The organism is Sphingobium sp. 15-1 (genome assembly GCF_013375535.1).
Classification (GTDB): domain Bacteria; phylum Pseudomonadota; class Alphaproteobacteria; order Sphingomonadales; family Sphingomonadaceae; genus Sphingobium; species Sphingobium aromaticivastans.
In genome coordinates, this window is the sequence record NZ_JABXJG010000002.1 from 86,982 (window position 1) to 112,241 (window position 25,260).

General features: G+C 65.9%; 15 protein-coding genes and 2 riboswitches. Of the genes, 6 read left to right on the plus strand and 9 right to left on the minus strand.

Translation table 11 applies throughout. The features are described 5' to 3' along the window. Nucleotides 1-58: 58 nt before the first annotated feature. A riboswitch (cobalamin riboswitch) is annotated at nt 59-271 on the minus strand. A gap of 99 nt (nt 272-370) precedes the next feature. The 6 genes from bluB to HUK72_RS16815 form a co-directional block, all read right to left on the minus strand. After that, nucleotides 371-1,000, minus strand: a complete 630-nt coding sequence (gene bluB / locus HUK72_RS16790; protein WP_218036219.1) for a 5,6-dimethylbenzimidazole synthase — start codon at nt 998-1,000, stop codon at nt 371-373. After that, nucleotides 997-1,602 (minus strand): cob(I)yrinic acid a,c-diamide adenosyltransferase, encoded by a 606-nt coding sequence (gene cobO, locus HUK72_RS16795; RefSeq protein WP_176597965.1) that lies wholly within the window; start codon nt 1,600-1,602, stop codon nt 997-999. The genes bluB and cobO overlap by 4 nt, the downstream gene beginning before the upstream one ends. Before the next feature lies 1 nt (nt 1,603). Continuing rightward, nucleotides 1,604-5,458, minus strand: a complete 3,855-nt coding sequence (cobN, locus tag HUK72_RS16800; protein WP_176597966.1) for a cobaltochelatase subunit CobN — start codon at nt 5,456-5,458, stop codon at nt 1,604-1,606. Then, on the minus strand, nt 5,458-6,498 hold the full coding sequence (gene cobW, locus HUK72_RS16805) for a cobalamin biosynthesis protein CobW (protein ID WP_176597967.1): 1,041 nt from the start codon (nt 6,496-6,498) through the stop codon (nt 5,458-5,460). The genes cobN and cobW overlap by 1 nt, the downstream gene beginning before the upstream one ends. After that, the gene (locus tag HUK72_RS16810) at nt 6,495-7,526 is read right to left on the minus strand and encodes a HoxN/HupN/NixA family nickel/cobalt transporter (RefSeq protein ID WP_176598844.1); all 1,032 of its coding nucleotides are present in this window, start codon (nt 7,524-7,526) and stop codon (nt 6,495-6,497) included. The genes cobW and HUK72_RS16810 overlap by 4 nt, the downstream gene beginning before the upstream one ends. A gap of 201 nt (nt 7,527-7,727) precedes the next feature. Next, a riboswitch (cobalamin riboswitch) is annotated at nt 7,728-7,956 on the minus strand. Nucleotides 7,957-8,084: 128 nt separating this feature from the next. Further along, entirely contained in the window at nt 8,085-9,008 is a 924-nt protein-coding gene (locus tag HUK72_RS16815; RefSeq protein WP_176597968.1) for a LysR substrate-binding domain-containing protein, read from the minus strand. 350 nt (nt 9,009-9,358) lie between these two features. Here HUK72_RS16815 and HUK72_RS16820 point away from each other — a divergent pair, with 350 nt between their 5' ends. From HUK72_RS16820 to HUK72_RS16830, 3 genes are read left to right on the plus strand one after another with little or no spacing between them, the layout of a single operon-like run. Next, nucleotides 9,359-12,553 carry an efflux RND transporter permease subunit gene (locus tag HUK72_RS16820; RefSeq protein WP_176597969.1) on the plus strand — a complete coding sequence of 1,065 codons (3,195 nt, stop codon included), beginning with the start codon at nt 9,359-9,361 and terminating at the stop codon, nt 12,551-12,553. Continuing rightward, nucleotides 12,546-13,742, plus strand: coding sequence for an efflux RND transporter periplasmic adaptor subunit (locus HUK72_RS16825; RefSeq protein WP_176597970.1), 1,197 nt, complete (start codon nt 12,546-12,548; stop codon nt 13,740-13,742). Before HUK72_RS16820 ends, HUK72_RS16825 begins: the two co-directional genes overlap by 8 nt. Then, on the plus strand, nt 13,732-15,126 hold the full coding sequence (locus HUK72_RS16830; protein ID WP_176597971.1) for an efflux transporter outer membrane subunit: 1,395 nt from the start codon (nt 13,732-13,734) through the stop codon (nt 15,124-15,126). The genes HUK72_RS16825 and HUK72_RS16830 overlap by 11 nt, the downstream gene beginning before the upstream one ends. Nucleotides 15,127-15,244: 118 nt before the next feature. Here HUK72_RS16830 and HUK72_RS16835 read toward each other — a convergent pair whose 3' ends face one another. From HUK72_RS16835 to HUK72_RS16845, 3 genes are all read right to left on the minus strand, one after another. Beyond that, nucleotides 15,245-15,487: a hypothetical protein gene (locus HUK72_RS16835; protein ID WP_176597972.1), complete on the minus strand. Its 243-nt coding sequence runs from the start codon at nt 15,485-15,487 to the stop codon at nt 15,245-15,247. Between the two features lie 21 nt (nt 15,488-15,508). After that, on the minus strand, nt 15,509-16,432 hold the full coding sequence (locus HUK72_RS16840; RefSeq protein WP_176598845.1) for a formylglycine-generating enzyme family protein: 924 nt from the start codon (nt 16,430-16,432) through the stop codon (nt 15,509-15,511). 125 nt (nt 16,433-16,557) lie between these two features. Next, nucleotides 16,558-18,996 carry a TonB-dependent receptor gene (locus HUK72_RS16845; protein WP_176597973.1) on the minus strand — a complete coding sequence of 813 codons (2,439 nt, stop codon included), beginning with the start codon at nt 18,994-18,996 and terminating at the stop codon, nt 16,558-16,560. Nucleotides 18,997-19,363: 367 nt separating this feature from the next. Between HUK72_RS16845 and HUK72_RS16850 the strand changes: the two genes are divergently transcribed. From HUK72_RS16850 to HUK72_RS16860, 3 genes are read left to right on the plus strand one after another with little or no spacing between them, the layout of a single operon-like run. Then, nucleotides 19,364-22,432, plus strand: coding sequence for a CHAT domain-containing protein (locus HUK72_RS16850; protein ID WP_176598846.1), 3,069 nt, complete (start codon nt 19,364-19,366; stop codon nt 22,430-22,432). 5 nt (nt 22,433-22,437) lie between these two features. Then, complete coding sequence (locus HUK72_RS27600; protein WP_176597974.1) at nt 22,438-24,489, plus strand: adenylate/guanylate cyclase domain-containing protein; 2,052 nt, start codon at nt 22,438-22,440, stop codon at nt 24,487-24,489. Beyond that, on the plus strand, nt 24,476-25,225 hold the full coding sequence (locus tag HUK72_RS16860; protein WP_176597975.1) for a hypothetical protein: 750 nt from the start codon (nt 24,476-24,478) through the stop codon (nt 25,223-25,225). The genes HUK72_RS27600 and HUK72_RS16860 overlap by 14 nt, the downstream gene beginning before the upstream one ends. Nucleotides 25,226-25,260: the final 35 nt, after the last annotated feature.

Here is a 25,260-nt window from a genome sequence, read left to right on the forward strand (position 1 = left end):
CCGCATTTCCGTCGCTCGTGCGGAGAACCGAGCCGTGACCATCCCCTGGACCATGGCTAGAGCGACCTTTGCGTCCGGCAGGTCTCCTGGCTTGCGGGTCATAGCCTTGGCAGGGGCCTTCCCGGATTGCTCCAGTGGCTGGCCTTTTCGGGGCCGTCCTTGCCTAGCTCGCCGCTCACAGTTGCAGGGACAGCCACGGATTAGGGAGTCGCCTCCCGCACCGCGTTCCCATTTAAGCCCCTTGCGGAGCACCGACGCGATCGATGGAGCGGGCGGAGCCCGTTCCGGATGCGGTTCATAGGCGGAGTGGAGGGGAAAGGGAAGTGGGGAGAATTTACGCCCCTCCCGTAGACGGGAGGGGGACTATGCGTCATCTTGTCACGATCGTCGAATGCCAGTCGGTGCGATGTTCCCAGCCGCGCCGTTCCAGTTCCGGCGTTGCTTCCTCGCTGACCGGATAACCCAGGCAGAGCAGACCGAGGCAGCGCCAATTTTCCGGAATCTCCAGCATCGCGTCGACCGTGGGGCGATCCAGGATCGAAACCCAACCCATGCCGATGCCGCGGGTCCGGGCGGCGAGCCAGATCGTGTGGATCGCCATCACGCAGCTATAGCGGCGCGCTTCGGGCATGGTGATCGCGCCCAGCTTATGGCCGGTTTCGGTGCCTTCATCGCAATAGACGGCGAACAGCACCGGCGCTTCGCGCAGGCCGTGCAGCTTCAGGCTGCGGTAGAGCTTGTCCTCATCGCCCTCGTAGATCCGCCCGGCCTTGACGATCTGCGCATCGACATGGACGGCGAGCTGCTCGCGCAAGGCGGGTGTCGCGATCCGGACGAAGCGCCAGGGTTGCGACAACCCGACCGACGGCGCGCTATGGGCGAGGGCAAGCAGTTGCTCGACCTCCCGTTCGTCCAGCGGGTCGGTCAGGAAATGGCGCACGTCGCGGCGAAGGTGGACCAGTTCCTCGAAGGCGGCGATGTCGAAGGTGGTGCGTGTCAGAATTCGATTCCCGGCTGTGCCTTCACGCCGCTGCGGAAGGGATGTTTGACAAGGGTCATTTCAGTGACGAGATCAGCCGCCTCTATCAATGCGTCGGGCGCGTTGCGGCCTGTGATGAGGACATGCTTCATGGCGCTTCTGGCGGTCACGGCTTCCAACACCTCTTCGACCGGCAGATAATCGTAGCGCAGGACGATATTAAGCTCATCGGCCAGGACCATATCATAGGCCGGATCGTCAATCATCCGCTTTACCTCGTCCCACGCCTCGCGGGCGAGGGCGATGTCGCGGGTGCGATCCTGCGTGTTCCAGGTGAAGCCTTCGCCCATGGGCTTGAATTCGACATTCTGCGGAAACGCGTCGAAGACGGTTTTTTCTCCGGTGGTCATGGCGCCCTTCACGAACTGGACGACGCCGACCTTTTTGCCATGGCCGATGGCGCGGACGACCATGCCGAGCGCGGCGGTCGTCTTGCCCTTGCCCTTGCCGGTGTGGACGATGAGAAGGCCTTTTTCCTGCGTCTTAGTCGCCATGATCTTGTCATGGGCGGCCTGTTTCTTCTTCATCTTTTCGCTGTGCTGTTCGGGCGTGCGTTCGATCATGTCAGGCGTCCTTGAGTTGGGTGAGGAGCATCGCGGCGCTGTTCGACCGGGGTTTCCACAGGCGCCGGTCGAGCGCTTCGTGGAGGCGGGCGGCGGTTTCGCGCAGGGCGGCGGGGTTAGCCTCCGCCATGAAGGCGCGGACCTTTTCATCCTCGATGAAAGCGGCGTGGACGGCGTCGAAATGATGGTCCTTGACCGCATGGGTGGTGGCGGCGAAGGCGAAGAGATAATCGACCGAGGCGGCGATCTCGAACGCGCCCTTATAGCCATGGCGCATCATGCCCGCGATCCATTTGGGGTTGGTGACGCGGGCTCTTACGATGCGGCCGATCTCATCCTCCAGCGTGCGGATGACAGGGCGTTCGGGGCGGCTGTGGTCGTTATGATAGCTGAGCGGCTTCTTGCCGGAGAGATGTTCGACGGCGGCGGCGATCCCGCCCTCGAACTGGTAATAATCGTCGCTGTCGAGCAGGTCATGCTCGCGATTGTCCTGATTCTGGATGAGCGCGTCGGCCTGGGTCAGACGTTCCGCGAAGAGGCTGCGTTCGGCATCGCCCTCGACCCCTCCGCCATAGGCATAGCTGCCCCAGTCGAGATAGACGTTCGCCAGGTCGGCGCGGTCGTGCCAGATTTTCTCGTCGATCATCGCTTGGAGGCCTGCGCCATAGGCGCCGGGCTTCGAACCGAAGATGCGGGCGCCTGCGCGGCGGTGGGCGGCCTTTTCGGGCGTGCCCTCCGCGATCAAGGCGGCGGTTTCGGCGCGGTGGCGGGCGGCGGCAGGATTGTCCTCCTCCGGCTCGTCCAGCGCCATGACGGCGCGGGCGGCGCTGTCAAGCAGGTCGATCTGTTCCGGGAAGGCGTCGCGGAAAAAGCCGGAGACGCGGAAGGTGACGTCGACGCGGGGACGGTTCAGTTCCGCGATCTTCATGACCTCGAAGCCGATGACCCGGCCCGAAGCCCAGTCCCAGCGCGGGCGGACGCCCATAAGCGCGAGGGCCTGGGCGATGTCGTCGCCGCCGGTGCGCATATTGGCGGTGCCCCAGGCGGACAGGGCGATGGCGCGGGGATAGTCGCCCTCTCGCTGGAGATAGTCCTGCACGATAAGTTCGGCGGAGCGCTGGCCGAGATTCCAGGCGGCAACCGTGGGGATGGCGCGGGTGTCGACCGAATAGAAATTGCGGCCGGTGGGGAGGACGTCGGGGCGGCCCCTTGTGGGGGCTCCGGAGGGGCCGGGGGGGACGAAATGGCCGTTGAGGGCTTTCAGGAGTGCGGTTTTTTCGGCCGCTCCGCAGGCGTCGACGCGGGGCGCGAGGTCTTGCTCGATCACGGTGAGGACTGCTTCGGTCCGGGGACCGGGGATACCTTCCCGCCTCCTGTCGTCATCCCCGCGAAAGCAGGGATCCATCTCCTGAGCGTTCCGCTTGGGGCTGCTTATGGGAGATGGGTTCCCGCTTTCGCCGGAATGACGGGCGTGCGAGAGTGGGTCTACCAATTCAATGGCGTAGAGTTCCAGCCTTTCCACCGTATCGCCGGTGGTACGCCAGGGAGCAGAGGCGACGTGCTGGAGCGCCTCCGGGCGAGGACCGGTCCAAGGCGTGCCCAAGGTGCAATCGAGAGGGTCGAAGCCCAGGGCAAGGTCATCGGACAGGGCGCGGAGCAGCGATTGCTGGCCTTCCTCCATCCCCCTCGGACAGCGCGCAAGGGCGATCAGCAAATCACGGCGGAGCGTGCCTTCCGGGCTTTGGGTAAAGACATGCAGGCCGTCGCGTATCTGCATTTCCTTGAGATCGCAGAGATAATTGTCGATGGCGGCAAGGGCGTCATCTCCGCTTCCCTGCGCGCCTGCGTCCTTGTCCAACCCTTGCGAAGCGGCGAGGGCGAGTATGTCCTTGCGCAGCGTTTCCAGCCTGCGCGGGTCCATGCCGGCGGCGAGATAATATTCGTCGACCAGCGCCTCCAGTTCTTTCAGCGGACCATAGGTTTCGGCGCGGGTCAGGGGCGGCGTCAGATGGTCGATGATGCAGGCGCCGATGCGGCGCTTCGCCTGCGTGCCTTCGCCGGGATCGTTGACGATGAAGGGGTAGATTTGCGGGATCGGCCCGGTGCAGATTTCCGGGAAGCAGCTTTCCGACAGCGCGATGGCCTTGCCGGGGAGCCATTCGAGATTGCCGTGCTTTCCGACATGGACGACGGCATGGGCGCCGAACGCCTGCGCCAGCCAGATGTGGAAGGCGAGATAGGCGTGGGGCGGCGGCAGGGCCGGGTCGTGATAGCTGCCCTTGGGGTCGATATGATAGCCGCGCGAGGGCTGGACCGCGACCGCGATATTGCCAAAGCGGTGGACGGGCAGGTGGAAGGCGCCGTCGCGGAAGAAGGGGTCGGTTTGGGGAGGGCCCCAGCGGGTGGCGATGGCTTCCTGGGCGGTTTGGGGCAGGGCGGCGAAGGCGGCGCGGTAATCTGTAAGAGGGAGGGAAGGGAAAGGCTTCGACAGGCTCAGCCCGAACGGGGGAGGAGTGGGTTTGGTCAGGTCGTTGGTCGTGCCGCTGGTCAGGTGGCGCATCAGGGCAGCGCCATCGGTTGGCGCGTCGGCGGTGGTGTAGCCGGACCCCGCCAGGGCATTCAGGATCGCGGCGGCGCTGGCCGGGGTGTCGAGACCGACGCCATTGCCGATGCGGCCATCCTTGTTGGGATAGTTGGCTAGGATCAGAGCAATGCGGCGCTCTGCGACTGGAGTTTTCCGAAGTTTCGACCAATTTACAGTCAGTTGAGCAACAAAGCTGATACGATCCGCCAATACACGTGGGACGATGATGCTGCATTCGGTCCGCTCATCGAAGCGGGCGGCCGCCTTGAAGGCGACGGCGCGGGTGAAGAGGCGGCCGTCCACCTCTGGGAGCGCGATGTGCATGGCGAGGTCGCGGGGGCCGAGACCCCGGGCACTTGCTTCCCAAGCACCCTGTTCCGCGCTGGCGAAGATGGTCTGGAGGATCGGGCAGTCCGCTTGTTCAAGGATTGAGGGCGTGCGGGGTTCTCCTGGTGCGCTGGCGGCGAAGGCGGTGGCGTTGAGGATGACGTCGGGGGGCGTCTCCGCCATCAAGGTCTGGAGGAAATCCCTGGCGAAAGGTTCGCGCAGCGCCCGCACGTGGACGGGAAGGACGTTGAGGCCCGCCGCTTCCAGACCGGCGATCATCGCGTCGACCGCTTCAAGCGTCCCGGCGACCAGCAGGGCGCGGTAGAAGAGGAATAGCGCGGTCGGCTGGTCTGCCGTCCAGCGGGCTTTCACCTGCTCCAGCGTGGGACGGTCGGCGCCGGGGAGATAGAGGCCTGCATCGGCCACGGGGACAGGAGCATCGGGCGTGCCCGCATCCAGGCCCGCCAGACGGGAGGCGGTCTTGAGGAAGGCTATGGCATTGGCAATGCCGCCCTGACGCAGATAGTCGCGCAACCGGTCGCAAGTCTCCGTAGGCAGGGTAGAGGCGGCGCGCAGGTCGGGATCGTCTTCGCGACCATCGGCTATGGCGGCGAAGGCGATGCCCTTTTCGCGCGCCATATTGGCAATTTCATCAATGCCATAGGGCCAATAGCTCTTACCTCCTAACAGGATCACGCAGACGAATTTGGCCTGGGCGATCACCTTCTCGACATAGAGGTCGACCGAATAGGGGTGCTTGAGCTGGAGGAGGTTGGCGAGGCGGATTTTCGGGCCTGCCTCGCCCAATGCAGCGGCGGCGCTGGCGAAGCAGGCGAGTTCGCTGTCCGCCACGGTCAGCAGCACGATGTCGCCCGGCGACTGGCCGAGGTCGATCGCTTCGTCGCCATTGGAGACGGTGCCGGGCGTGGCGGTCAACAGATGCATCAGGCAGCGACCGTCTGCGCCTTGAGCGTCGCCTCTATGGCGGCGCGGTCGAGGCCGGTCTGGCCGATCACGACGAGGCGGGAGGCGCGCTGCTCGCCTGCCTGCCATGGGCGGTCATAATGATGCTGGATGCGTGGGCCGACGGCCTGGAGCACGAGGCGGGCGGGACGGCCCTCGATCGCGAGGAAGCCCTTGACCCGCAAAATGTCGTGCGCGGCGATGGCTTCGCCCAGGGCTGACAGCAGCGCTTCGGGGTCGTCCACTTCGCCCAGATCGACGATGAAGCTCTCGAAATCGTCATGGTCATGATCCTCCTCATTGTCGTGATGGGAAGGGCGGGCGTCGATCTGGTCCTCCACGCCCGCATCCAGGCCGAGCAGGATGGCGGGGTCGATTTCGCCCTTCGCCGTGCGGATGATGCTGACGCCCGGTCGGATTTCCCCGGCCAGATCGCGTTCCAGCGTGGCGAGGGTGTCGGCATCCACCAGATCGGTCTTGTTGAGCAGGACGAGGTCGGCGCAGGCAAGCTGGTCCTCGAACAATTCCTCGATCGGGCTGTCATGGTCCAGCGTCGGATCGGCGGCGCGGGCGGCGGCGAGCGCGGCTTCGTCATGGGCGAAACGGCCCGCCGCCAGCGCGTCGGCGTCGATCAGGGCGATCACGCCGTCGACCGTGGCGCGGGTGCGGATGTCGGGCCATTGGAAGGCCTTCACCAGCGGCTTGGGCAACGCAAGGCCGCTGGTTTCGATGATGATGTGATGGGGCGGCGTCGGCCGGTCGAGCAGGCGCTGCATGGTCGGCAGGAAATCGTCCGCTACGGTGCAGCAGATGCAGCCGTTCGCCAGTTCGATAATGTCCTCGTCCGGGCAGGCTTCGTCGCCGCAGCCCTGCACCAGCGCGCCGTCGACGCCGACATCCCCGAATTCGTTGATGATGAGGGCGAGGCGGCGGCCGCCCGCATTTTCGATCAGGTGGCGGATCAGCGTGGTCTTGCCGGCGCCGAGGAAGCCGGTGATGACGGTAGCGGGAACCTTGTTCATACGGGATTTCCTTGGGGTTCGAGAGCGACTTCGATCTCGTCGAAGCCTTTCCAGCGGTAGATGGCCCAGCTCGCCAGCCAGCAGGCGGCGAACAGGCCGACGATGAAGAAGCCGAGACTGTTGAAATGCTCGCCCAGGTCGGCGGCGAGCGTCCAGATGCCGCCGGTGAGGCCAAGCTTGTCGCCCAGCAGCGCGGTCGCCTCGATCCCGCCGATCAATATGGCGACCAGCGCCGAGACCAGCGTGATGGTGATGTTGTAATAGAGTTTGCGGATCGGCTTCACGAAGGCCCATTGATAGGCGCCCATCATCAGCGCCCCGTCAGCCGTGTCGATCAGCGCCATGCCCGCCGCGAAGAGCAGCGGGAAGATGAGGACGGTCGAGATGGAAAGGCCGCTCGCCGCTTGCCCTGCGGACAGGCCGAGGATGGCGACTTCGGTGGCGGTGTCGAAGCCAAGGCCGAAGAGGAAGCCGAGCGGCGCCATGTGCCAGCTTCGCGTCACCAGCCGGAACAGCGGGCGGAAGATGCGGGCGAGGAAGCCGCGATTGCCCAGGAGAATATCCATGTCTTCATCGACATAGGCTCCACCTTTGCGGACATGGTTGAAGGTCTTCAGAACCGATCTCAGGATGATGAGGTTCATTGCCGCGATGGTGAACAGGAAGGTCGCGGACACGATCGTCGCGACGGTGCCGCCGATCGCGCCCACGGCCTCCACGCGGCTCAGCGCATTGGCGGCGATGGCGATGGCGACGGCGGCGATCAGGACGATGCCGCTATGGCCGATGGCGAACCAGAAGCCGACCGTCAGCGGGCGCTGGCCGTCCTGCATCAGCTTGCGGGTCACATTGTCGATGGCGGCGATATGGTCGGCGTCGACGGCATGGCGCAGGCCCAGGCTCCAGGCGAGCAGCGCCGTGCCCAGCATCATGCTGTTGCCCGCGAAAAGGGTGAAGGCCCAGCCCCAGGCGACGAGATTGGCGGCGATCAGCGCGGCGAACATGCCGGACGCGCGGCGGCGGAGCATACTGGATTGGTGGCTGGGCGGGGCCAGCGATTGGGAAACAGGACTCATCAGGGTCTTCCCCCGTCGGCGTCAGCGAAACCGGACGGAAGCCGCCTTCATGCCGGGCGGACGCTCTTGCGCCCGGCATGCGGACAGCAGCTCCCGCTGCGTGAAGCGTCGCTCAGACGGAGTACCGTGCCGCGGCCATCCCCTGGACCAAGGCAAGAGCGACCAGACGCAGGCAGGTTTCCTGGCTTGCGGGTCGCAGCTTGGCGCATGGCCTTCCCAGGCCTCGCAGGATTTAGCGTCCGGCCCAGTGGCTGATCCCCCGGCGATCCGGGGAATCGATATGCGTCTCGCTCACCGCTTACAGTTGCAGGGACAGCCGCGGATTCATCACCGCATTCCCTATTAAGCCCCTTGGCAGGGCACCGGCGCGATCAGTGAAAGCCGGCCAAGGCTGGCTTTCATGGGCGTGCATAGAGAATGAGGAGGGGAATGGGAAGGGGGTGCTTCCATGTACGAAGATCGCCTGGCACCCCATGACGGGTTTCTGAGGGGCAATCCAGTCGCGTAACGCTATGCGGGTTCCGAAGTGGTAACCGTCTCGGCCGATTGGCGTTCTTCCAGCAGCGTCTTGAGGAAGGCTTGGCCGGTCGGAGACAGATCCTCATTGTGGATCAGCCAGAGCGAACTCATCACCGGCACGTCGAAGGGGCGGTGGATCACATTGTCGACATGCAGCCGCGCCATGGACTGGGCGATCACCGTGGGGCCGAAACCCGCCGCGACCAGGCCGAGCAGGGTCGCGAGGCTGCGGGCCTCATGAGAGATTTTGGGCGCGAAGCCCGCCTTCTCGCACAGGGCGAGCAGATGTTCGTTGAAGCCGGCGCCGTTGGGCGCGCCGTACAGCACCAGCGGTTCGTCGGACAGGTCCGCGATGCTAGGCGGGGCGGCCCGCAGCGCCAGGGGATGATCGGCGCGCAACGCCAGCACCATCTCCTCCCTGAGCAAGCATTGCGACACCATGCCTTCGGGCATGACCGGCGCCTCATAGTCGCGCACGATGCCGAGGTCGAGCTGGCGGCTGCCCACGCTTTCGACCTGCTCGTCGCGGCCCTGTTCGCGCAGGATCAGCTCGACATTGGGGTAGGTCTGGCGGAAGCGGTAGAGGGCGCGGGCGACCGGGGGAACGAAGGGGCCGGAAGTGGTGAAGGCAAGGCCGAGATGGCCGATCTCCGCGCGCTGCGCCATGCGGGCGATCTGGGCGGCGCGTTCGGCCTGGGCGATGGTCTGGCGGGCTTCGGGTTCGAACAACTGGCCTGCTTCGGTAAGGCGCACGCGGCGGCTGGTGCGGTCGAACAGGCGGACGCCCAGCTCCTCCTCCAGAGCGCGGATCTGCTGGCTGAGCGGCGGCTGGGATATGCCCAGGCGCAGCGCGGCGCGGCCGAAATGCATCTCCTCAGCGACGCATAGAAAATAACGCAGATGGCGAAGGTCCATGGATCATGTCGCTGAAGCTATCGATCATGCCATATTATATATTAGACGCAGAATGTCCAAGGGCGCATGGGCAGGTTTGAATGTGGCGGTGTCTCATGGCTGCCGGGTGGATGTGCGCGGGTTATGCCCCCTCATTGCCGCAGCACTCCGCTCAAGGCCGGGGATGCCGTCGCATTCTAGAGCATTTTCACGTTGCCCTTTGGGGGGTGACGGCCCGGAAAATGCGGCAAGCAAAAGATGCGCATTTCCTGGCGCGCTTCGTCTCTGGTCCCAGGCGGCGAAAATATCTGGAGAGGTTGCGTTGTCATGTGCGGCAGGGGTCCCCCGGCAGCGCATCCGTGGAGTCGTGAATGATCGCTATCGTCAAGGTTGCCCTGCATCGCCCGCTCACCTTCATCGTGATGGCGATCCTGATCGCAATCGCGGGCGTGCTGGCGGCGGCGCGCACGCCGGTGGACATGTTCCCCAATATCCGCATTCCGGTGGTGGCGGTCGCCTGGCAATATTCGGGCCTGTCGCCGGAGGATATGGCGAACCGCATCGTCAATCCCTATGAGCGGGTGCTGACCACCACGGTCAACGACATCGAGCATATCGAGAGCCAGTCGCTCCAGGGTATCGGCATCATCAAAATCTATTTCCAGCCGGGCGCCGACATCCGCACGGCGACCGCGCAGGTGACGTCGGTGTCGCAGACCGTGCTGCGCCAGATGCCGCCGGGCATCACGCCGCCGCTGGTGCTGAACTACAGCGCGTCGACCGTGCCGATCCTTCAGCTTGCGCTGTCGGGCAAGGGGCTGTCGGAGCAGCAGCTATTCGACATGGGCATGAACCAGGTCCGTCCGCCGCTGATCACCGTGCCGGGCCTGGCCATGCCTTTCCCGTCGGGCGGCAAGCAGCGGCAGGTGCAGATCGACCTCAATCCGCTGGCGCTCCAGTCCAAGGGGTTGTCGGCGCAGGATGTGGGCGCGGCCATCGCGGCGCAGAACCAGATCAACCCCGCCGGTTTCGTGAAGATCGGGGAGACGCAGTATAGCGTGAAGCTGAACAACGCCCCGGCCTCCATCGAGGCGCTTAACGACTTGCCGGTCAAGGTGGTGAACGGCGCGACCATTTATATGCGCGATGTCGCCCATGTCCGCGACGGCAGCGGGCCGCAGCAGAATGTCGTGCATGTCGAGGGCAGCCGGTCCGTGCTGCTGACAATTCTCAAGAACGGCGCGACCTCCACGCTGGCGATCGTGGACGGGGTGAAGGAGAAGCTGCCGCAGATTGCGGCGGGCCTGCCCGATACGCTGAAGATCCTGCCCATCGGGGACCAGTCGCTGTTCGTGAAGGCGGCGGTGGAGGGCGTCATTCATGAAGGCGCCATCGCGGCGGCGTTGACCTCGCTGATGATCCTGCTGTTCCTGGGGTCGTGGCGGTCGACGGTGATCATCGCCCTGTCGATCCCGCTCGCCATTCTGACGGCGATTGCGGCGCTCGCGGCTTTCGGCCAGACGCTGAACGTCATGACGCTGGGTGGGCTGGCGCTGGCGGTCGGCATATTGGTCGACGACGCCACCGTGACCATCGAGAATATCAACTGGCATCTGGAACAGGGCAAGAGCGTCTGGGATGCGATCCTTGACGGCGCGGCGCAGATCGTGACGCCCGCCTTCGTGTCGCTGCTGTGCATCTGTATCGTGTTCGTGCCGATGTTCTTCCTGCCGGGCGTCGCCGGATTCTTGTTCGTGCCGATGGCGCTGTCGGTCGTGTTCGCGATGATCGCGTCCTTCATCCTGTCGCGGACGCTGGTGCCGACCATGGCCATGTATCTGCTGAGGCCCCATGTGGAGCAGGGCGACGCGCATATGGCCGGGGCGCCCGCCTCGCGCAATCCGCTGGTCCGCTTCCAGCGCGGGTTCGAGCAGCGGTTCGAGAAGATACGCCACGGCTATGTCGGGCTGCTGCATCATGCCCTCGATGCGCGCAAGCCCTTCCTGCTGGGCTTCATGGCGATCACGCTGCTGTCCTTCGGGCTGTTGCCGATGCTGGGCAGCAATTTCTTCCCCTCGGTCGATTCCGGGCAGATCGCCATGCATGTCCGCGTGCCTGTGGGCGCGCGGATCGAGGACAGCGCGGCGCGCTTCGATCATTTTGCGCGGGAGGTCCGCAACCTGATTCCGGCGGAGGAACTGGCCTCCATCACCGACAATATCGGCCTGCCGGTCAGTTCCATCAACACCGTCTATAATAATAGCGGCACCATTGGCCCGCAGGACGGGGACATGATGATCGCGCTGACGAAAGCGCATCGGCCCACGGATGAGCTGGTCGCCATGCTGCGGCGGGAACTGCCGCGCCGTTTCCCCGGAACCAGCTTCGCCTTCCTGCCCGCCGACATCACCAGCCAGATCCTGAACTTCGGCGCGCCTGCCCCCATCGACGTGCAGATCGCGGGCAAGAACGCGGCGGGCAATCGCGCCTATGCGCAGAAGCTGCTGGCGAAGATGGCGGCGATTTCGGGGGTGGCCGACGCCCGTATCCAGCAGCCGGCGCGCTCGCCGCAGCTCGATGTCGAGGTCGACCGGTCGCGCGTCGGGCAATATGGCCTGTCGGAGCGGGACGTGACGACCAGCCTGGCGAGCCAGCTTGCGGGTACGTCGCAGACCGCGCCGCTCTTCTTCGTGAACCCGGAAAATGGCGTGCAATATCCGGTCGTGGCGCAGGCGCCGGAATATCTGGTGGGATCGATGAGCGAGCTGAGCAACGTGCCGGTGTCGGGTTCGGCGGCGGGGGCTTCGGTGCAGCCGCTGGGCGGCCTGGCGACCATCAGGCGGTCCAATACCGTGCCGGTCGTGTCGCATTATGACATTGCGCCGGTACTCGACATTTTCGCGACGACGCAGGGGCGTGATCTGGGCGCGGTCGCGGGCGACGTGCAGCGGGCGATCCAGTCGCTGGAGAAGGAACTGCCCAAAGGCACGACCGTCACCATCCGGGGCCAATATGCGACGATGAATACCGCCTTTTCCGGACTGGGCTGGGGACTGGCGGGGGCGATCGTGCTGATCTACCTGCTGATCGTCGTCAATTTCCAGAGCTGGGTCGATCCCTTCGTCATCATCACAGCTCTGCCGGCGGCGCTGGCGGGGATCGTGTGGATGCTGTTCACCACGGGCACCACCCTGTCCGTGCCCGCGCTGACCGGAGCGATCATGTGCATGGGCGTGGCGACCGCCAATTCCATCCTGGTGGTCAGCTTCGCGCGGGAGAAGCTGGCCGAGCTGGGCGACGCCACCCAGGCGGCGCTGGAGGCGGGCATGGTCCGTTTCCGCCCGGTGCTGATGACGGCGCTGGCCATGATCATCGGCATGGGGCCGATGGCGCTGGGCCTGGGCGACGGCGGCGAGCAGAATGCGCCGCTGGGCCGGGCGGTCATTGGCGGCCTGATCTGCGCGACCATCGCCACCCTGTTCTTCGTTCCCACCATCTTCGCCTTCGTCCATCGCAAGCATGGACAGCAGGCGCCCTCCATGGAAATGCAGCCAAGCCATGTCTGAGCATCATGTTTCGATCGACAATCCCGGAACACAGGGGCCGGACAGCCGCACGTTGAAGCGCGTGGGGATCGGCGCAGCGGTCGTCGCGCTCGCCATAGTCGGCCTGGGCGTGGCGTCGCGGATTCACGCCACCAATGAATTGCAGCAGGTCGCGGCCGATGCCGCCATCCCGACCGTCGCGGTGGTGACGCCAGCGACCGGTGGCGAGGGGGATGCGCTGGTGCTGCCGGGCAATGTGCAGGCCTATAACAGCGCGGCGATCTTTGCGCGGACCAACGGCTATGTGCGGCGGTGGCTGGCGGATATTGGCGATCATGTGCGGGCGGGGCAGCCGCTCGCCATTCTCGACGCGCCAGAGGTCGACCAGCAATTGGCGCAGGCGCAGGCAGATTATCAGACGGCGCTGGCCAATGAGCGGCTGTCCGCGACCACATCGAAGCGCTGGGCCTCCATGCTGGCGCAGGACGCCGTGTCGCGGCAGGAGGCGGATGAGAAGGCGGGCGACCTTGCCGCGCGCAAGGCGCTGTCCAACGCGGCGCTCGCCAATGTGAAGCGGTTGCAGGCCTTGCAGGGCTTCACCCGGCTGTCCGCGCCGTTCAGCGGGGTCGTGACCAGCCGTTCGGCGCAGATCGGCGCGCTGGTAGTGGCTGGCAATGCGGCTGCCCAGCCCTTGTTCACCGTGTCCGATACGCACCGCATGCGCATCTATGTGCGCGTGCCGCAGGGCTATTCGGCAGCGATCAAGCCAGGCATGGCGGCGACGTTGACCCTGCCGGAATATCCGGGGCGCAGCTTCAACGCGGCGCTGACCAGCAGCTCGGGCGCGGTCGATGCGCAATCGGGTGCGGTGCTGGTGCAGTTGCAGGCGGATAATGGTGACGGCGCGCTGAAGCCGGGCGCCTTTGCCCAGGTCCGTTTCAAGGTGGCGGCAGGGTCCGGCAATGGCGTGACCTTGCCGGGCAGCGCGATCCTCTACGGCAATGACGGGCCGACGGTGGCGGTCGTGGGCGGGGACGGGCGCGTGACCGTGAAGCCGGTGATCATCGCGCGGGACGAGGGCAATGTCGTGCAGCTTTCCGGCGGCGTGCTGCCGACCGATCGGGTGATCGACACGCCGCCCGACGCCATCCGCAGCGGCGACAAGGTGCATGTGCAGGCCGCTGCCAAGGGTGCCGCCCATGGGCGTTGATCGCAGGGCGGCGGCCCTGTTGCTGGCGGGACTGGCGGGATGCTCGATGGCGCCCGCCTATCAGCCGCCCGCGACCGCCGTGCCGCAGAATTTCAAGGAGGTGGAGGGCTGGGCCGCCGCCACGCCGATGGATGGCGCGTCGCGGGGCAAATGGTGGGAGGCCTTTGGCGATCCGGTCCTGAACGATCTGGAGGTGCGGGCGGGGCAGGCCAGCCCGACGCTGGCAGCGGCGCTGGCGCGGTACGATCAGGCGCGGGCGGCGGCGCGCGGCGAGACGGCGGACCTGTTCCCGCAAGTCAGTGCGGACGGCAACGCCGGCCGGCAGCGGCTGTCGGGCTATCGCTTCGGCGGCAATGGGACGGCGCCGACCTATAACGACTTTTCCGTCGGCGCGACGCTGGATTATGAGCTGGACCTTTGGGGCCGCATCCGCAACGCCGTGAAGGCGGCTCGGGCTGACGCGCAGGCGAGTGAGGCCGATCTGGCTTCGGCGCGGCTCAGCCTGCAGGCGGCGGTGGCGGATGCCTATGCCCGGCTGCGCGGGCTGGATGCCGAGGCGGAATTGCTGCGGCAGACGGTGGAGGCGTTCGGCAAGGCCTATCGGCTGACGGCCACGCGGCACGATGGCGGCATCGCGTCGGGGATCGACGTCAACCGGGCGAAGACCGTGCTCGACAATGCGCGGGCGCAGATTTCCGCCATCGCCAATGAGCGGGCGGCGACCGAACATGAAATCGCCGCGCTGGTCGGGGCGGTGGCGTCGGATTTCAGCATTGCCGCGCGGGTGCAGCCTCTGGTGGCGCCCGGATTGCCCGCTGGCGCGCCTTCGGAACTGTTGCAGCGGCGGCCCGATGTCGCGGCGGCGGAGCGGCGCATGTTCGCGGCCAATGCGCGGATCGGGGTAGCGAAGGCCGCTTTCTTCCCGACGCTGACGCTGGGGCTGTCAGGGGGCTATCAGACCACCCGTGGCGAGTTGTTCAGCAGGCCCAGCAGCTTCTGGGGGTTGGGACCGGCTTCGGCGGTGCTGGCATTGTTCGACGGCGGGCGGCGCAGGGCCGAGGTCAAGATGTCTCGCGCCGAATATGAGGAGTTGAGCGCAGGCTATCGCGAGACGGTGCTGGGAGCGTTCCGCCAGGTCGAGGATGCAATCGCGGCGAACCGCCATCTGGCCGATCAGGCGATGAGCCAGCGTGGGGCCGCCACGGCGGCGGGGCGGACGAGTGAGCTGGCCTTGACCCGCTATCGCGATGGCGCGTCCGATTATCTGGAGGTGGTGACGGCGCAGGCCGACGCGCTGGAGGCGCAGCGGGCGTTGCTGGCGGTGGAGACGCAGCGGATGCGGGCCAGCGTTGCGCTGGTGAAGGCGTTGGGCGGCGCGGTTTAGCGGTTAACACAACATCGTGGTCGTTCCCGCGCAGGCGGGAACCCATCTCCCCCGCCTTGCTGCTTGGAACTTCTTATGGGAGATGGATCCCCGCCTGCGCGGGGATGACGATCATATTTTAATGCACCTCCGCTTTCATCCGTTCCACCAGCTTCTCGATCTCCCAGGGCTCCAGCACCCAGGTCCGCGTCTTGCGGCCCTCGCGGTGGACCGGCTGGGTCAGCAATATGCGCGCCTGTTCCTTTGCATGGGCCTTGAAGATCGCGAAATGCTGGGCGCAATCGCGGATCGTGCCGATGATCGGCGCCTTGCCGTCCAGGTCGATCATGGTGGCGGGCTGGTCCCAGGGGATGTTGAGCATGACGTCTTCCCGTTCTTGAATTCAGCGTCCCGGCTCGCGGATGATGCAGCGGAAGCCGATATGGCTGGTGGAACTGTCCACCGCCTGCGGGTGGCGGGCGGCGGGGCGGTAGCGCTGGCAATAGCTTGGCGCGCAGAGATGGGAACCGCCTTTCAGCACTTTTCTTGGGATCGGCGCATGCGGGGCGGCTGGGTCCAGGCTCTCCCGCTTCGTGCCGCCGCGCGGATTGGCGGGGATGCAGCAGCTTCCCTTCGTCTTGCGCTCCACTTTGGGCTGGGCATACCAGTCGGTCGTCCATTCCCAGACATTGCCGATCATGTCGTAGAGGCCGTAGCCATTGGCCGCATAGGCCCGGACGGGCGAGGTCCGTTCATAACCGTCCTCCAGCAGATTGCTGTAGGGGAACAGGCCCTGCCAGTAATTGGCGAGCATCGCTCCGCCGGGCGCGAGGTCGTCGCCCCAGGCATAGTCGGCGCCCTTCAGCCCGCCCCGCGCCGCGAACTCCCATTCCGCCTCGGTCGGCAACGCCTTGCCCGCCCATCGGGCATAGGCCTCCGCATCCTGAAAAACGACATGGACCACGGGATGATCCCACAGCTCGTCCAGATTGCTGTCGGGGCCGTGGGGATGGCGCCAGTCCGTGCCGAAACGGAAATGCCACCATTGGCTGACATCGCTGAGGTCGACGGGCATCGCCGTGCGCTGGAACAGCAGCGACCCGGCCCGCGCCATGTCCGGTGGCATGCCGGGATAATCCTTCGGATCGGGGGCGATCTCTGCAAAGGTGCGGTAGCTGGTGGCCTCGACGAATTGCGCGAATTGCCGGTTGGTGACGGGGGTTTCGTCGATCCAGAAACTGTCCACGCGGACCTGCCGCACCGGGGCTTCCTCCGGATAGAAACGGTCGGAGCCCATGGCGAAGGCGCCGCCTTCGATGAAGCGCATCTCGTGCGCGATGGCGTTCCCGGTCTCGATCACCGGGCGAGCATAGCGGCGGATCGGCCCGGTGTATCGCGTAAAAAAGCACGCCGGAAGCGGCTTGGCTTCCGGCGTGCTTACCGACTTGAGTGTTAGAAGTCCTTGCGGACGGTCACGCCGATCTTGCGCGGCGTGCCGATGTTATAGCCAAGCCGTCCCCGCCCGCCGCGCTCGCGGTCGAGCGAGTAGAGCGCATTCTCGTCGAACAGATTGTTGACGTAGAGCGTGACCGACAGGCCGCTGTCCCAGCTTACGCCGGTCGACAAGTTGACCAGATTATAGGCGCCAAGCTTGTAGGAACCGAAGTTGAATGCCCCGGTGCCATAAGCGCCCGTGGCCGGGTCATAATAGATGGAGTTGGTAAAACTGCCTTTGCCCGGCTCCTGATCGTCCAGTTGGGTATAGCGGTCGCCCACATGCTGGAAGCTGGCGGTGAAGGACCAGTCGGTCTCCGCCGCGATCTCCATCGTATAGGTCGCTGCCGCCGCCATCTGGAACTTCGGCACGGTGGGCAGGCGGTTGCCCTTGCGGATGCCCGCGATGATCGCGCCGCCTCCGTCGGTGACGTTGCTGTCGATCTTCGAGTCGATATAGCTGCCGCTCAATGACAGATCGAGGTTCGGGGAGACGCGGGCGCTCAGTTCCGCTTCCAGACCCGCCGTATGCGCCTTCGGCACGTTGAAGAGGATGCGCGAGGAACAGCTTCCCGCATCCGCCGTGACCTGAAGATTCTTGATGTCGTTGTAGAAGGCCGCTGCGTTGAAGGTGATGCCGCTGCCCGACGCCTTCACCCCGGCTTCATAGTTCCACAGCGTTTCGTCCTCGAAGGTCGGACGGTTGCCATAGGTGGCCGCGTCCGGCCCGGTCGCGCCGCCATTACAGAGCGGCAGGTTCAACGGATCGTTGACGCCGCCCAAGCGGAAGCCCTTGGACGCCTGGACGTTGAAGGTCAGGTCGCGATTGGCTTCATAGCTGGCGATGAAGCGGGGGGAGAAGCCGGTCGATCCGGTCTTGTCGCCCACCCGGTTGTCGCCATTGGGGAAGACGCCGCCGGTCTTGAAATCGCGCTCTTCCTTGAAGTCGTAATAGCGGCCGCCGGCTGTCAGCTTGAACTGGCCAAGCTTGTAGCTCGCCTCGCCAAAGGCGGCATATTGCTTGATGATATAGGGAATGTCGGCATTGTAAGGCGAGTTGAGCGGGAAGCCATTGGCCGCCCCTGCCGATGCGCCCGGTCCGAATGGCGCCGGCGCCGCGTCGATGAAGGCGTCATAGCCGGGAGTTGGCAGCCGTTGCTCATAGTTGCGGTCGACATGGCTGTAGAAACCACCGAACACCCATTGGAACGGCCCCGCGCCGGTCGAGGCGAGGCGCAATTCCTGCGTCCATTGCTTGAGCTTGGTCGTATCGCGCAAGTTCGACGGCAGGTTGGCGATGGCGGGATTGACGCCAAATTGCACCACAAAGGGCGTAACGGACACCGAACCGGTCAGCGCCGACGCGTCGCGGCTGACCAGAATGTCGCGGTGGATATAGGTGGTGATCGACGTCAGCGCGACGTCGGCGCCTATATCGACATTGGCCGTGAAGTCCGCCAGCGTGGTCTTGTCGCGGAATTCCTCCCGCAGCTTCAGATATTGGGTCCGCTCGGGCAGAATGTCGAAGGGGCTGATCAGCTCGTTATAATAGAGATGATAGCTGTCCTCGCGGTTGAAGCCGTTGGTGCGGATGTCCTGATAAATGATGCGCGGGGTCAGCTTGATCCCCGGCGCGGGTTCCCAGAGGAGGCTGAGACGCCCGCCATAGCGGCGGCCGTCATTGATGTTCTTTCCGGCAGCCGGGCCGATGGCGTCGATGAAGCCGGCATAATGTTCGGCATAGCCGACCGCGCGGATCGCCGCCGTCTCGCCCAGCGGCAGGTTGATCGCGCCCTTGCCGGAATAGCCGACATCGCCGCCCTTCAGGACATTGGCGCCCGCCTCGACCGTGCCTTCGGTCTGGCCGAGCTTGGGCTGCTTGGTGATGTAGCGGACGGTGCCGCCTTCGGAGCCGGAGCCGAACAGCGTGCCCTGCGGCCCGCGCAGCGTTTCCACGCGGTCAAGGTCGAACAGGTCGAAATCCGGCGTGAACAGCGACATGGAGATGACGGATTCGTCGAGATAGACGCCGACCTGTTCCTTGACGCCCGGCTGGTCGCGGACGACCTGGCCCGCCGACACGCCGCGTACGGACACCTGGCTCTGGCCCGGCCCCAGATTCTGGACGGTCAGACCCGCGACGCTGCGCGAAACGTCCTCGATCGAGGTGGCGCCCATGCGCTGCATCGCTTCGGCGGTCTGCGCATTGATGGAAAAGGGAACGTTCTGGATCGATTCATTGCGCTTCGTCGCAGTGACGATGATCTCGTTGCCGTACCAGTCGGAGGCACTGTCCGTTTCCTGCGCGTAGGCTGTAGTAGAGAGGCCCGTCAAGGCCAGAACAAGACATGATGCGGACAGGCACAATACGGATTGGTGGTGGGGAAATTGGTTCATTTCATCCTCCCTGCAGTGAATTTCCTATTATGTTTATTCAGGCGATCCGGCATTGATCTTGCCATGCCGGTCGATATTCACTTGACGCTAATCTAGATCATGTTTTTTGCCCGATGCAATGAAAATTGCGTGGTGGAGATTGAATCTTACTCAACTGTAGCTTCCTTGCCTCACCCGGCTGGAGGAGAATGTGCGAAGGGCCGCCGTTCCGCGCCTTTCGCCTTGCGGCGCACCATCGGGCGGCGTTATGACGGCCGCGGGTCATGGCTAAGGGGAAGCCTTGCACGGACATATCCGGCAAGCTTTGGGGGATAAGCCTTTGAGCGCTTTGGGGAAGTTGGTTTGCGGGCTCGTCGGCTGGGGCGCCTTGAGTCTGTCCGTCGCGTTGCATGCCCAAGCGGCGAGCGATCGCCCGTTGCTCAAGGACAGTTTTCGCATCGGCAGCGAAGGCGGCGCTTTGTGCCAGGCCCAGAGCGCGGCCGGCGATCCCGCAGCGCGCACCATGTTCGATCGCGCATGGACGCTGGTGTGCCGGGACGCGGCGCGGCCGGTGGGGCAGATCTATGCTTTGCGGCGCGGTTCTGGCGATCAGGACGCGGCATTGCTGGATCGATTGGCGGCTTCGCGCAAGGCGGCCGTCGAATGCGGCGCGCCGGGCGGCGTCAGCCTGCCGGGTATCGGCGCGGCGCTCATGCGCAACTGCACCGGCGAGGTCGGCGCCTATCGCATCCTGAGCGTCGCCCGCGGCAAGACGGTCTATGTCGCCCAGGGCTATGCGGCTTATGCGAGCGCGCTTGATCTTGGGCTGCGGTCCGTCATGGCGGGGCGGACGGTGCCGGGCAAGATCGACATCGCGACGGTGGGCACTGCTGAGGCGGGTTTCGCCCGGTTGCAGGCCGCGACGCTGGACCCGCAGACCGTGCTGGCCGAGGGCTATCGGCGCAATGCGTCGGGCAATTATGCCGAGGCAGCGGAGTTTTTCGACAGCCTGACCGACCGGCTGGCGCGTGATCCCGATGCGGCGAAGCTCACCCCGACGGAACGGGCGAACCGGGCCCATGAATATCTGGTCAATCGGGGTCTGCAACTCTCTAATCTGGGGCTGTTCGATCAGGCCGATGCGGCTTTCGCCCAGGCGCGGGGGATCGCGACCGCCGATGCGGTGCAGCTTCGCCTGCGCCGCAATTTCGAGGCAATGCATCATATCAACCGGCAGGATCTGAACGGCGCGCTGGCGATCCTCGACCGTCCGCTGGCCAGCGAGGCGGGCGCGGCGACCGGTGATGACGGCGCGGTGTCCCTGCCGCCCGAGGTCGCCGCCGAAATGAGCAGCGCGGCGTCCCAGGCGCGGGCTTTGGGCGTGCGGCAGGACACGACGCTGGCTCCAGCCGAGCGGGCGGCGATCATCGACGCGCAGGCGCAGCAGTTGCGCGGGACGATCCTGCGGCTGTCGGGCCAACCGGGACCGGCGCGGGACGTGCTGACCAGGGCGCTGGCGAGCGCGGTTGCGATCCGCGACGGACGGGTCACGTCGATCACCCGCCTGCGCGCCCAATTGCTGGGCGAAATCGCGCTCACCTATGAGGCGCAGGGCAATTTCGGGCAGGCGGAAATCAATCTGAACCAGGTGCTGGCGCTGCTGGGCGCGCAATATCCCGAAACGGTGGCGCTGAATGGCGCGCGGGCGCGGCTGGGGGCGTTCCTCATCCGGCGCGGGCGCAATGAGGATGCGCTGAAAATCTATCGCGGCATCATGGCCTCCACCATGGAGAACCGCGCGACGCTGACGGGGATGGCGAACCAGCTTCAGCCATATTTCAACCTGTTGGCACAGGAAATTCCCAACCGGCCGGAACTGACCGCCGATCTGTTCGCGGCGTCCCAGATGCTGTTGCGGCCCGGTGCCGCCGACACGCTGGAGCAATTGAGCCGCGAACTGTCCGCCGGCAATGGCGAGGCGGCGCGGCTGTTCCGCCAGTCCGTCTCCCTTTCCCGCGACATCGAGCGAGGGCGGATCGCGCTGGCGCAGTTGCGGCAGACGGCGGAAGGGCAACAGGCGTTGCTGCCCGAGGTCGCGCAGGCGCAGGCGGACATCGACCAGCTTGCCGCCGACCAGGCGACGACGCTGGCGGCGTTGGCGGCCTATCCGCAATATCGGGCGATCAGTCCGCAGGGGCTGACCCTGGCCGAGATGCGGGCGACGCTGAAACCGGGCGAGGGCTATTACAAGCTGGCTCAGTTGGGCGACGCGCTCTATGCGCTGTGGATCGACGGCGCAGGCGCGACCGGATACCGGCTGGCGGCCAGCGCATCGGACGTGGCGGGGAAAGTGGCCGCGCTGCGCGAGACGATCTCGATCGAGGTGAACGGCGCGCAGACCACCTATGCGCTGGACGTGCCGGTGGCGCGGGAGCTTTATGTGGACCTGTTCGGGCCGGTGGAGCAACGGCTGGCCGCGGTGCGACACCTGATCTTCGAACCCGATGGGGCGATGCTGCAACTGCCGGTCAATCTGCTGATCGCGGGTCAGACGGGCGTCGACGCCTATGAGGCGCGGGTGGCGCAAGGGGGCGACGAATTCGATTTTCGCGGCATCGACTGGCTGGGCCGCGACCATGCGGTGAGCACGGCCCTGTCGGCGCGGGCCTTCCGCGATGCGCGGGCGGCTGCGCCCTCCAGCGCGGCGCAGAGCTATATCGGCTTTGGCGACAATGCGCCTCTGGCCGGGCCGGTGCTGGCGGCTTCCAGCCGTGGAACCTTGTCCAATGTGGCGGTGGATGATTGCGGCTGGTCGCCCTTGCAGTGGAACCGGCCGATCCCCGCGACCGAATTGCGGGAGGCGGCGCAAGCGATTGGCGGGCAGGGCAGCGAACTCATCACCGGCGCAGCCTTCACCGACGAAGCCGTGATGGCGCGGGGCGATCTCGACCGCTTTCGCATCCTGCATTTCGCCACGCACGGCCTGGTGACGCCGCCGCATCCGGGTTGCCCGGCGCGGCCCGCGCTGCTGACCAGCTTCGCGCCGGACAGGACGTCGGACGGACTGTTGCAGTTTAGCGAGATTTTCGACCTGCGGCTGAACGCCGATCTGGTGGTGCTGTCGGCCTGCGACACGGCGGGCGCGGCGGGCGTGGAGACGACGCGTGCGGCCGGGCTTTCGGGCGGCGGCGGGGCGCTGGACGGGCTGGTGCGCGCCTTCATCGGCGCGGGCAGCCGGGCCGTCATCGCCAGCCATTGGCCCGCGCCGGAGGATTATCACGCCACCGAAAGGCTGATGAGCGGCCTGTTCGCGGCTGGTGCGGACCAGCCCGTGGCGGAGGCGCTGCGGGAGGCGCAGGTCAAGCTGATGGACGATCCGGAGACGTCGCATCCCTTCTACTGGTCCGGCTTTGCCATCATCGGTGATGGTGCGCGCCCGCTGATCGCGCGCCGCTGAACGCCATGCCGACGCGGGGCCTGCTGCGCCGCGGTGCGCGACTGGTGCGGGATGCGGGGCGCTGGCGGCTGGCCGCGACCGGCGTGCTGCTGCTGGTGGCGCTGTTCCTGGCGGGGTGGGACTGGAACCGGCCGTTGGGCGATGGCGCGGCGCGTGAGATTCCCACCGCCGATGCGGAGCGGGGGCTGTATGACTGGCGGGCAGCGACGTTTGCGCCGCGGGTCGGGCAGGACCAGCGCATCCTGATGCTGGTCTATGATGATCAGACGTTGATTGCGACCCGCAAACGGTCGCCGCTGGACCGGGGGCTGCTGGCGCGGGCGCTCCGCAACATCGATGCCATGGGGGCCAAGTCGATCGGCATCGATATTTTGTTCGACCAGCCGCAGGATGAGGATGCGGAGCTGCTTTCCACGCTGCACGGCATGCGGACGCCGGTCTGGTTGGGTTACGCCAATCTGGGCGACAATCAGGAACAGATCATCTTCGAACAGCAGCAATATCTGGATCGCTTCATGAAGGAGGCCCGGACGGACCGGGTGCGTCCGGCGAGCATCCGGCTGGAAACCGACGCCGATAATGTGGCGCGGAGCTGGCCAGAAAAGACATCGGGGCCCACCCTCGGCCAGCCGCCATTGCTGACGCTGGCGATGCAGCCGTCCCCTTCTTTCAGCGGCTATCGCGGGGCGATCCGTTTCCGGCTGCCGATCAAGCAACCCGACGGTTCGGAAGAGCCGGTGATCCCCAGCCTGCAGATCGACACGCTGGCCGATCCCGCCATGGCCCCAGCCCTGGCGTCGATGGTGCGCGGGCGGCATGTGCTGATCGGCGGCGACATTGTCGATATAGACCAGTTCGAAACGCCGCTGTCCGGGCGGCAGGCGCGGTCGACCATGATCGGGCTGGAAGTGCATGCGACCATGCTGGCGCAATTGCTGGACGGAGCGCGCCTGCCTCCCGTGCCGGAGGGGTGGCGCTGGCTGGCGGCGCTGCTGGTCGTCGGCGCGGCGGGGCTGACCAGCCTGGCGGAGTTGCGCTGGTTCGCGCTGGTTCCGGCGCTGGTGGCGCAGGCGACGGCGATTGCGGGCGTGCCGATCTGGTTGCAGGCGCGGGGCTGGGATACGAAGGGTTTGCCCGCCGTGGGCTGGGGATTGGGCTGGGTGCTGGCCTTCACCGCCATCGGCGTGGCGGCGCGGGCAGTGACGTCGCAGCAGCGGCGGTTCGCGCAGGCGGCGCTGGGCAAATATCTGCCCCGCGACATCGCCGCGCAGATATTGGCTGAGCCGGAGAAGCTGGCGCTGCATGGCGAAAAGCGGCAGATTTTCACGCTGTTCACCGATCTGGAGGGTTTTACCAAGCTTAGCCATGCCATCGCGCCGGAAATGGTCGCGCAATTGCTGAACCGCTATCTCGACATGTTGAGCGATGTGGTGCTGGCCCATGGCGGGACCATCGACAAATTTGTGGGCGATGCGGTGGTGGCCTTTTGGGGCGCGCCGATCGCGCGGCCCGATGACGGGCGCAATGCCGCGCTGGCGGCCTATGCGATGTGGCGGGCGGGGGAGGCGTTTCGCCAGGATTTGCCCCCCGGCGTGCCGCCGATCGGGCGGACCCGCGTCGGGCTGCACCATGGCGATGCGATCGTCGGCAATTTCGGCGGCGAGGGGCGCATCCAATATACCGCCCTGGGCGACAGCATGAACACCGCATCGCGGCTGGAGGCGGCGAACAAGGCGCTGGAGACGAGCGTGCTGGTGAGCCGGGAAGCCATGCTGCTGTCCGGCCTGGACTGGTGGCGGCCGATGGGACGGGTAAGGTTGAGGGGGCGGTCCACGCCGGTCGACCTGTTCGAGCCAGCGCCCGATTTCCCGGTGGATGATGCGGCGGCTTTGGGCGAAATATTGGCGGCATTCGACAGCGAGGATGCGGCGGCGCAGGGCGCGGCGCGGGAACGTCTCAAAGAAATGGTTAACCATCATCCTGATGATGCGGCCATCGCCAATCTACTATATCGTTATGAGTATATCGGGGAAGGAGGAACCTATGGTCTGGGGTAAGCTTGTCGCGCGGTGCGCGCTGGCCGGATGGGTCGTGGCCGGCATGGGCGCGCAGGCTTCAGCCGAAACCATGGTGGTCCGCGCAACCGGCCCGTCCGCCTCCACCTACAAACCGGGGAGCAAGCTGGCCGATGGCGGGGCGCTGGTGCTGAAGGCGGGGGACGTGGTGACGCTGCTGGACGCGAAGGGAACGCGGACCTTGCGCGGGCCGGGAAGCTTCGGCGTCACCGCTTCGGCCAGCGCCGCGCCTGCCAATGGCGTGATGCTGTCGGCGCTGCTCGATACCAAGCGGGTGCGGCGGGCCAGGACCGGGGCGGTGCGTGGCAGTCTGGGTGAAGCGCCTGCCGCACCGCCGCGCCGGCCCAATCTCTGGATGGTGGATGTGGCGCAATCCGGAACGCTTTGCATTGCCGATCCGGCGGCGGTTCGCCTGTGGCGCGCCGATGCCGCCAAAGCTGCGACGGTCAGGATCAGCGGTGAGGGCATCCAGGCGACAGCGAACTTCGCGGCGGGCGAATCGGTGGCCGCATGGCCCGCCGTTGCACCGGTGCGCGAGGGCGCGGCCTATCGCCTGAGCGATGGGGCGCATGCCGCCGACATCCGCTTTGCGCTGGTCGGCACGGTGTCGCCGGGGCTGGATGGCGTGGCTTCGGGCTTGTTGGCGCATCAATGCACGGCGCAGCTCGATCTGCTGGTGGAAACGGCGGCCCTGAAGGACGCGCCGGCGCGGAATTGATTGTCGCCGCGTTGATGCGCTGTTAACCGGCGACG

What these genes read in the sequence shown, in the direction of transcription:
- cobO (WP_176597965.1), bottom strand. Translation starts at nt 1,602, where the DNA reads ATGATCGAACGCACGCCCGAACAGCACAGCGAAAAGATGAAGAAGAAA.
- HUK72_RS16835 (WP_176597972.1), bottom strand. Translation starts at nt 15,487, where the DNA reads ATGCTCAACATCCCCTGGGACCAGCCCGCCACCATGATCGACCTGGAC.
- cobW (WP_176597967.1), bottom strand. Translation starts at nt 6,498, where the DNA reads ATGAACAAGGTTCCCGCTACCGTCATCACCGGCTTCCTCGGCGCCGGC.
- HUK72_RS16820 (WP_176597969.1), top strand. Translation starts at nt 9,359, where the DNA reads ATGATCGCTATCGTCAAGGTTGCCCTGCATCGCCCGCTCACCTTCATC.
- HUK72_RS16830 (WP_176597971.1), top strand. Translation starts at nt 13,732, where the DNA reads ATGGGCGTTGATCGCAGGGCGGCGGCCCTGTTGCTGGCGGGACTGGCG.
- HUK72_RS16825 (WP_176597970.1), top strand. Translation starts at nt 12,546, where the DNA reads ATGTCTGAGCATCATGTTTCGATCGACAATCCCGGAACACAGGGGCCG.
- HUK72_RS16860 (WP_176597975.1), top strand. Translation starts at nt 24,476, where the DNA reads ATGGTCTGGGGTAAGCTTGTCGCGCGGTGCGCGCTGGCCGGATGGGTC.
- HUK72_RS27600 (WP_176597974.1), top strand. Translation starts at nt 22,438, where the DNA reads ATGCCGACGCGGGGCCTGCTGCGCCGCGGTGCGCGACTGGTGCGGGAT.
- cobN (WP_176597966.1), bottom strand. Translation starts at nt 5,458, where the DNA reads ATGCATCTGTTGACCGCCACGCCCGGCACCGTCTCCAATGGCGACGAA.
- HUK72_RS16845 (WP_176597973.1), bottom strand. Translation starts at nt 18,996, where the DNA reads ATGAACCAATTTCCCCACCACCAATCCGTATTGTGCCTGTCCGCATCA.
- HUK72_RS16815 (WP_176597968.1), bottom strand. Translation starts at nt 9,008, where the DNA reads ATGGACCTTCGCCATCTGCGTTATTTTCTATGCGTCGCTGAGGAGATG.
- HUK72_RS16810 (WP_176598844.1), bottom strand. Translation starts at nt 7,526, where the DNA reads ATGCTCCGCCGCCGCGCGTCCGGCATGTTCGCCGCGCTGATCGCCGCC.
- HUK72_RS16840 (WP_176598845.1), bottom strand. Translation starts at nt 16,432, where the DNA reads ATGCGCTTCATCGAAGGCGGCGCCTTCGCCATGGGCTCCGACCGTTTC.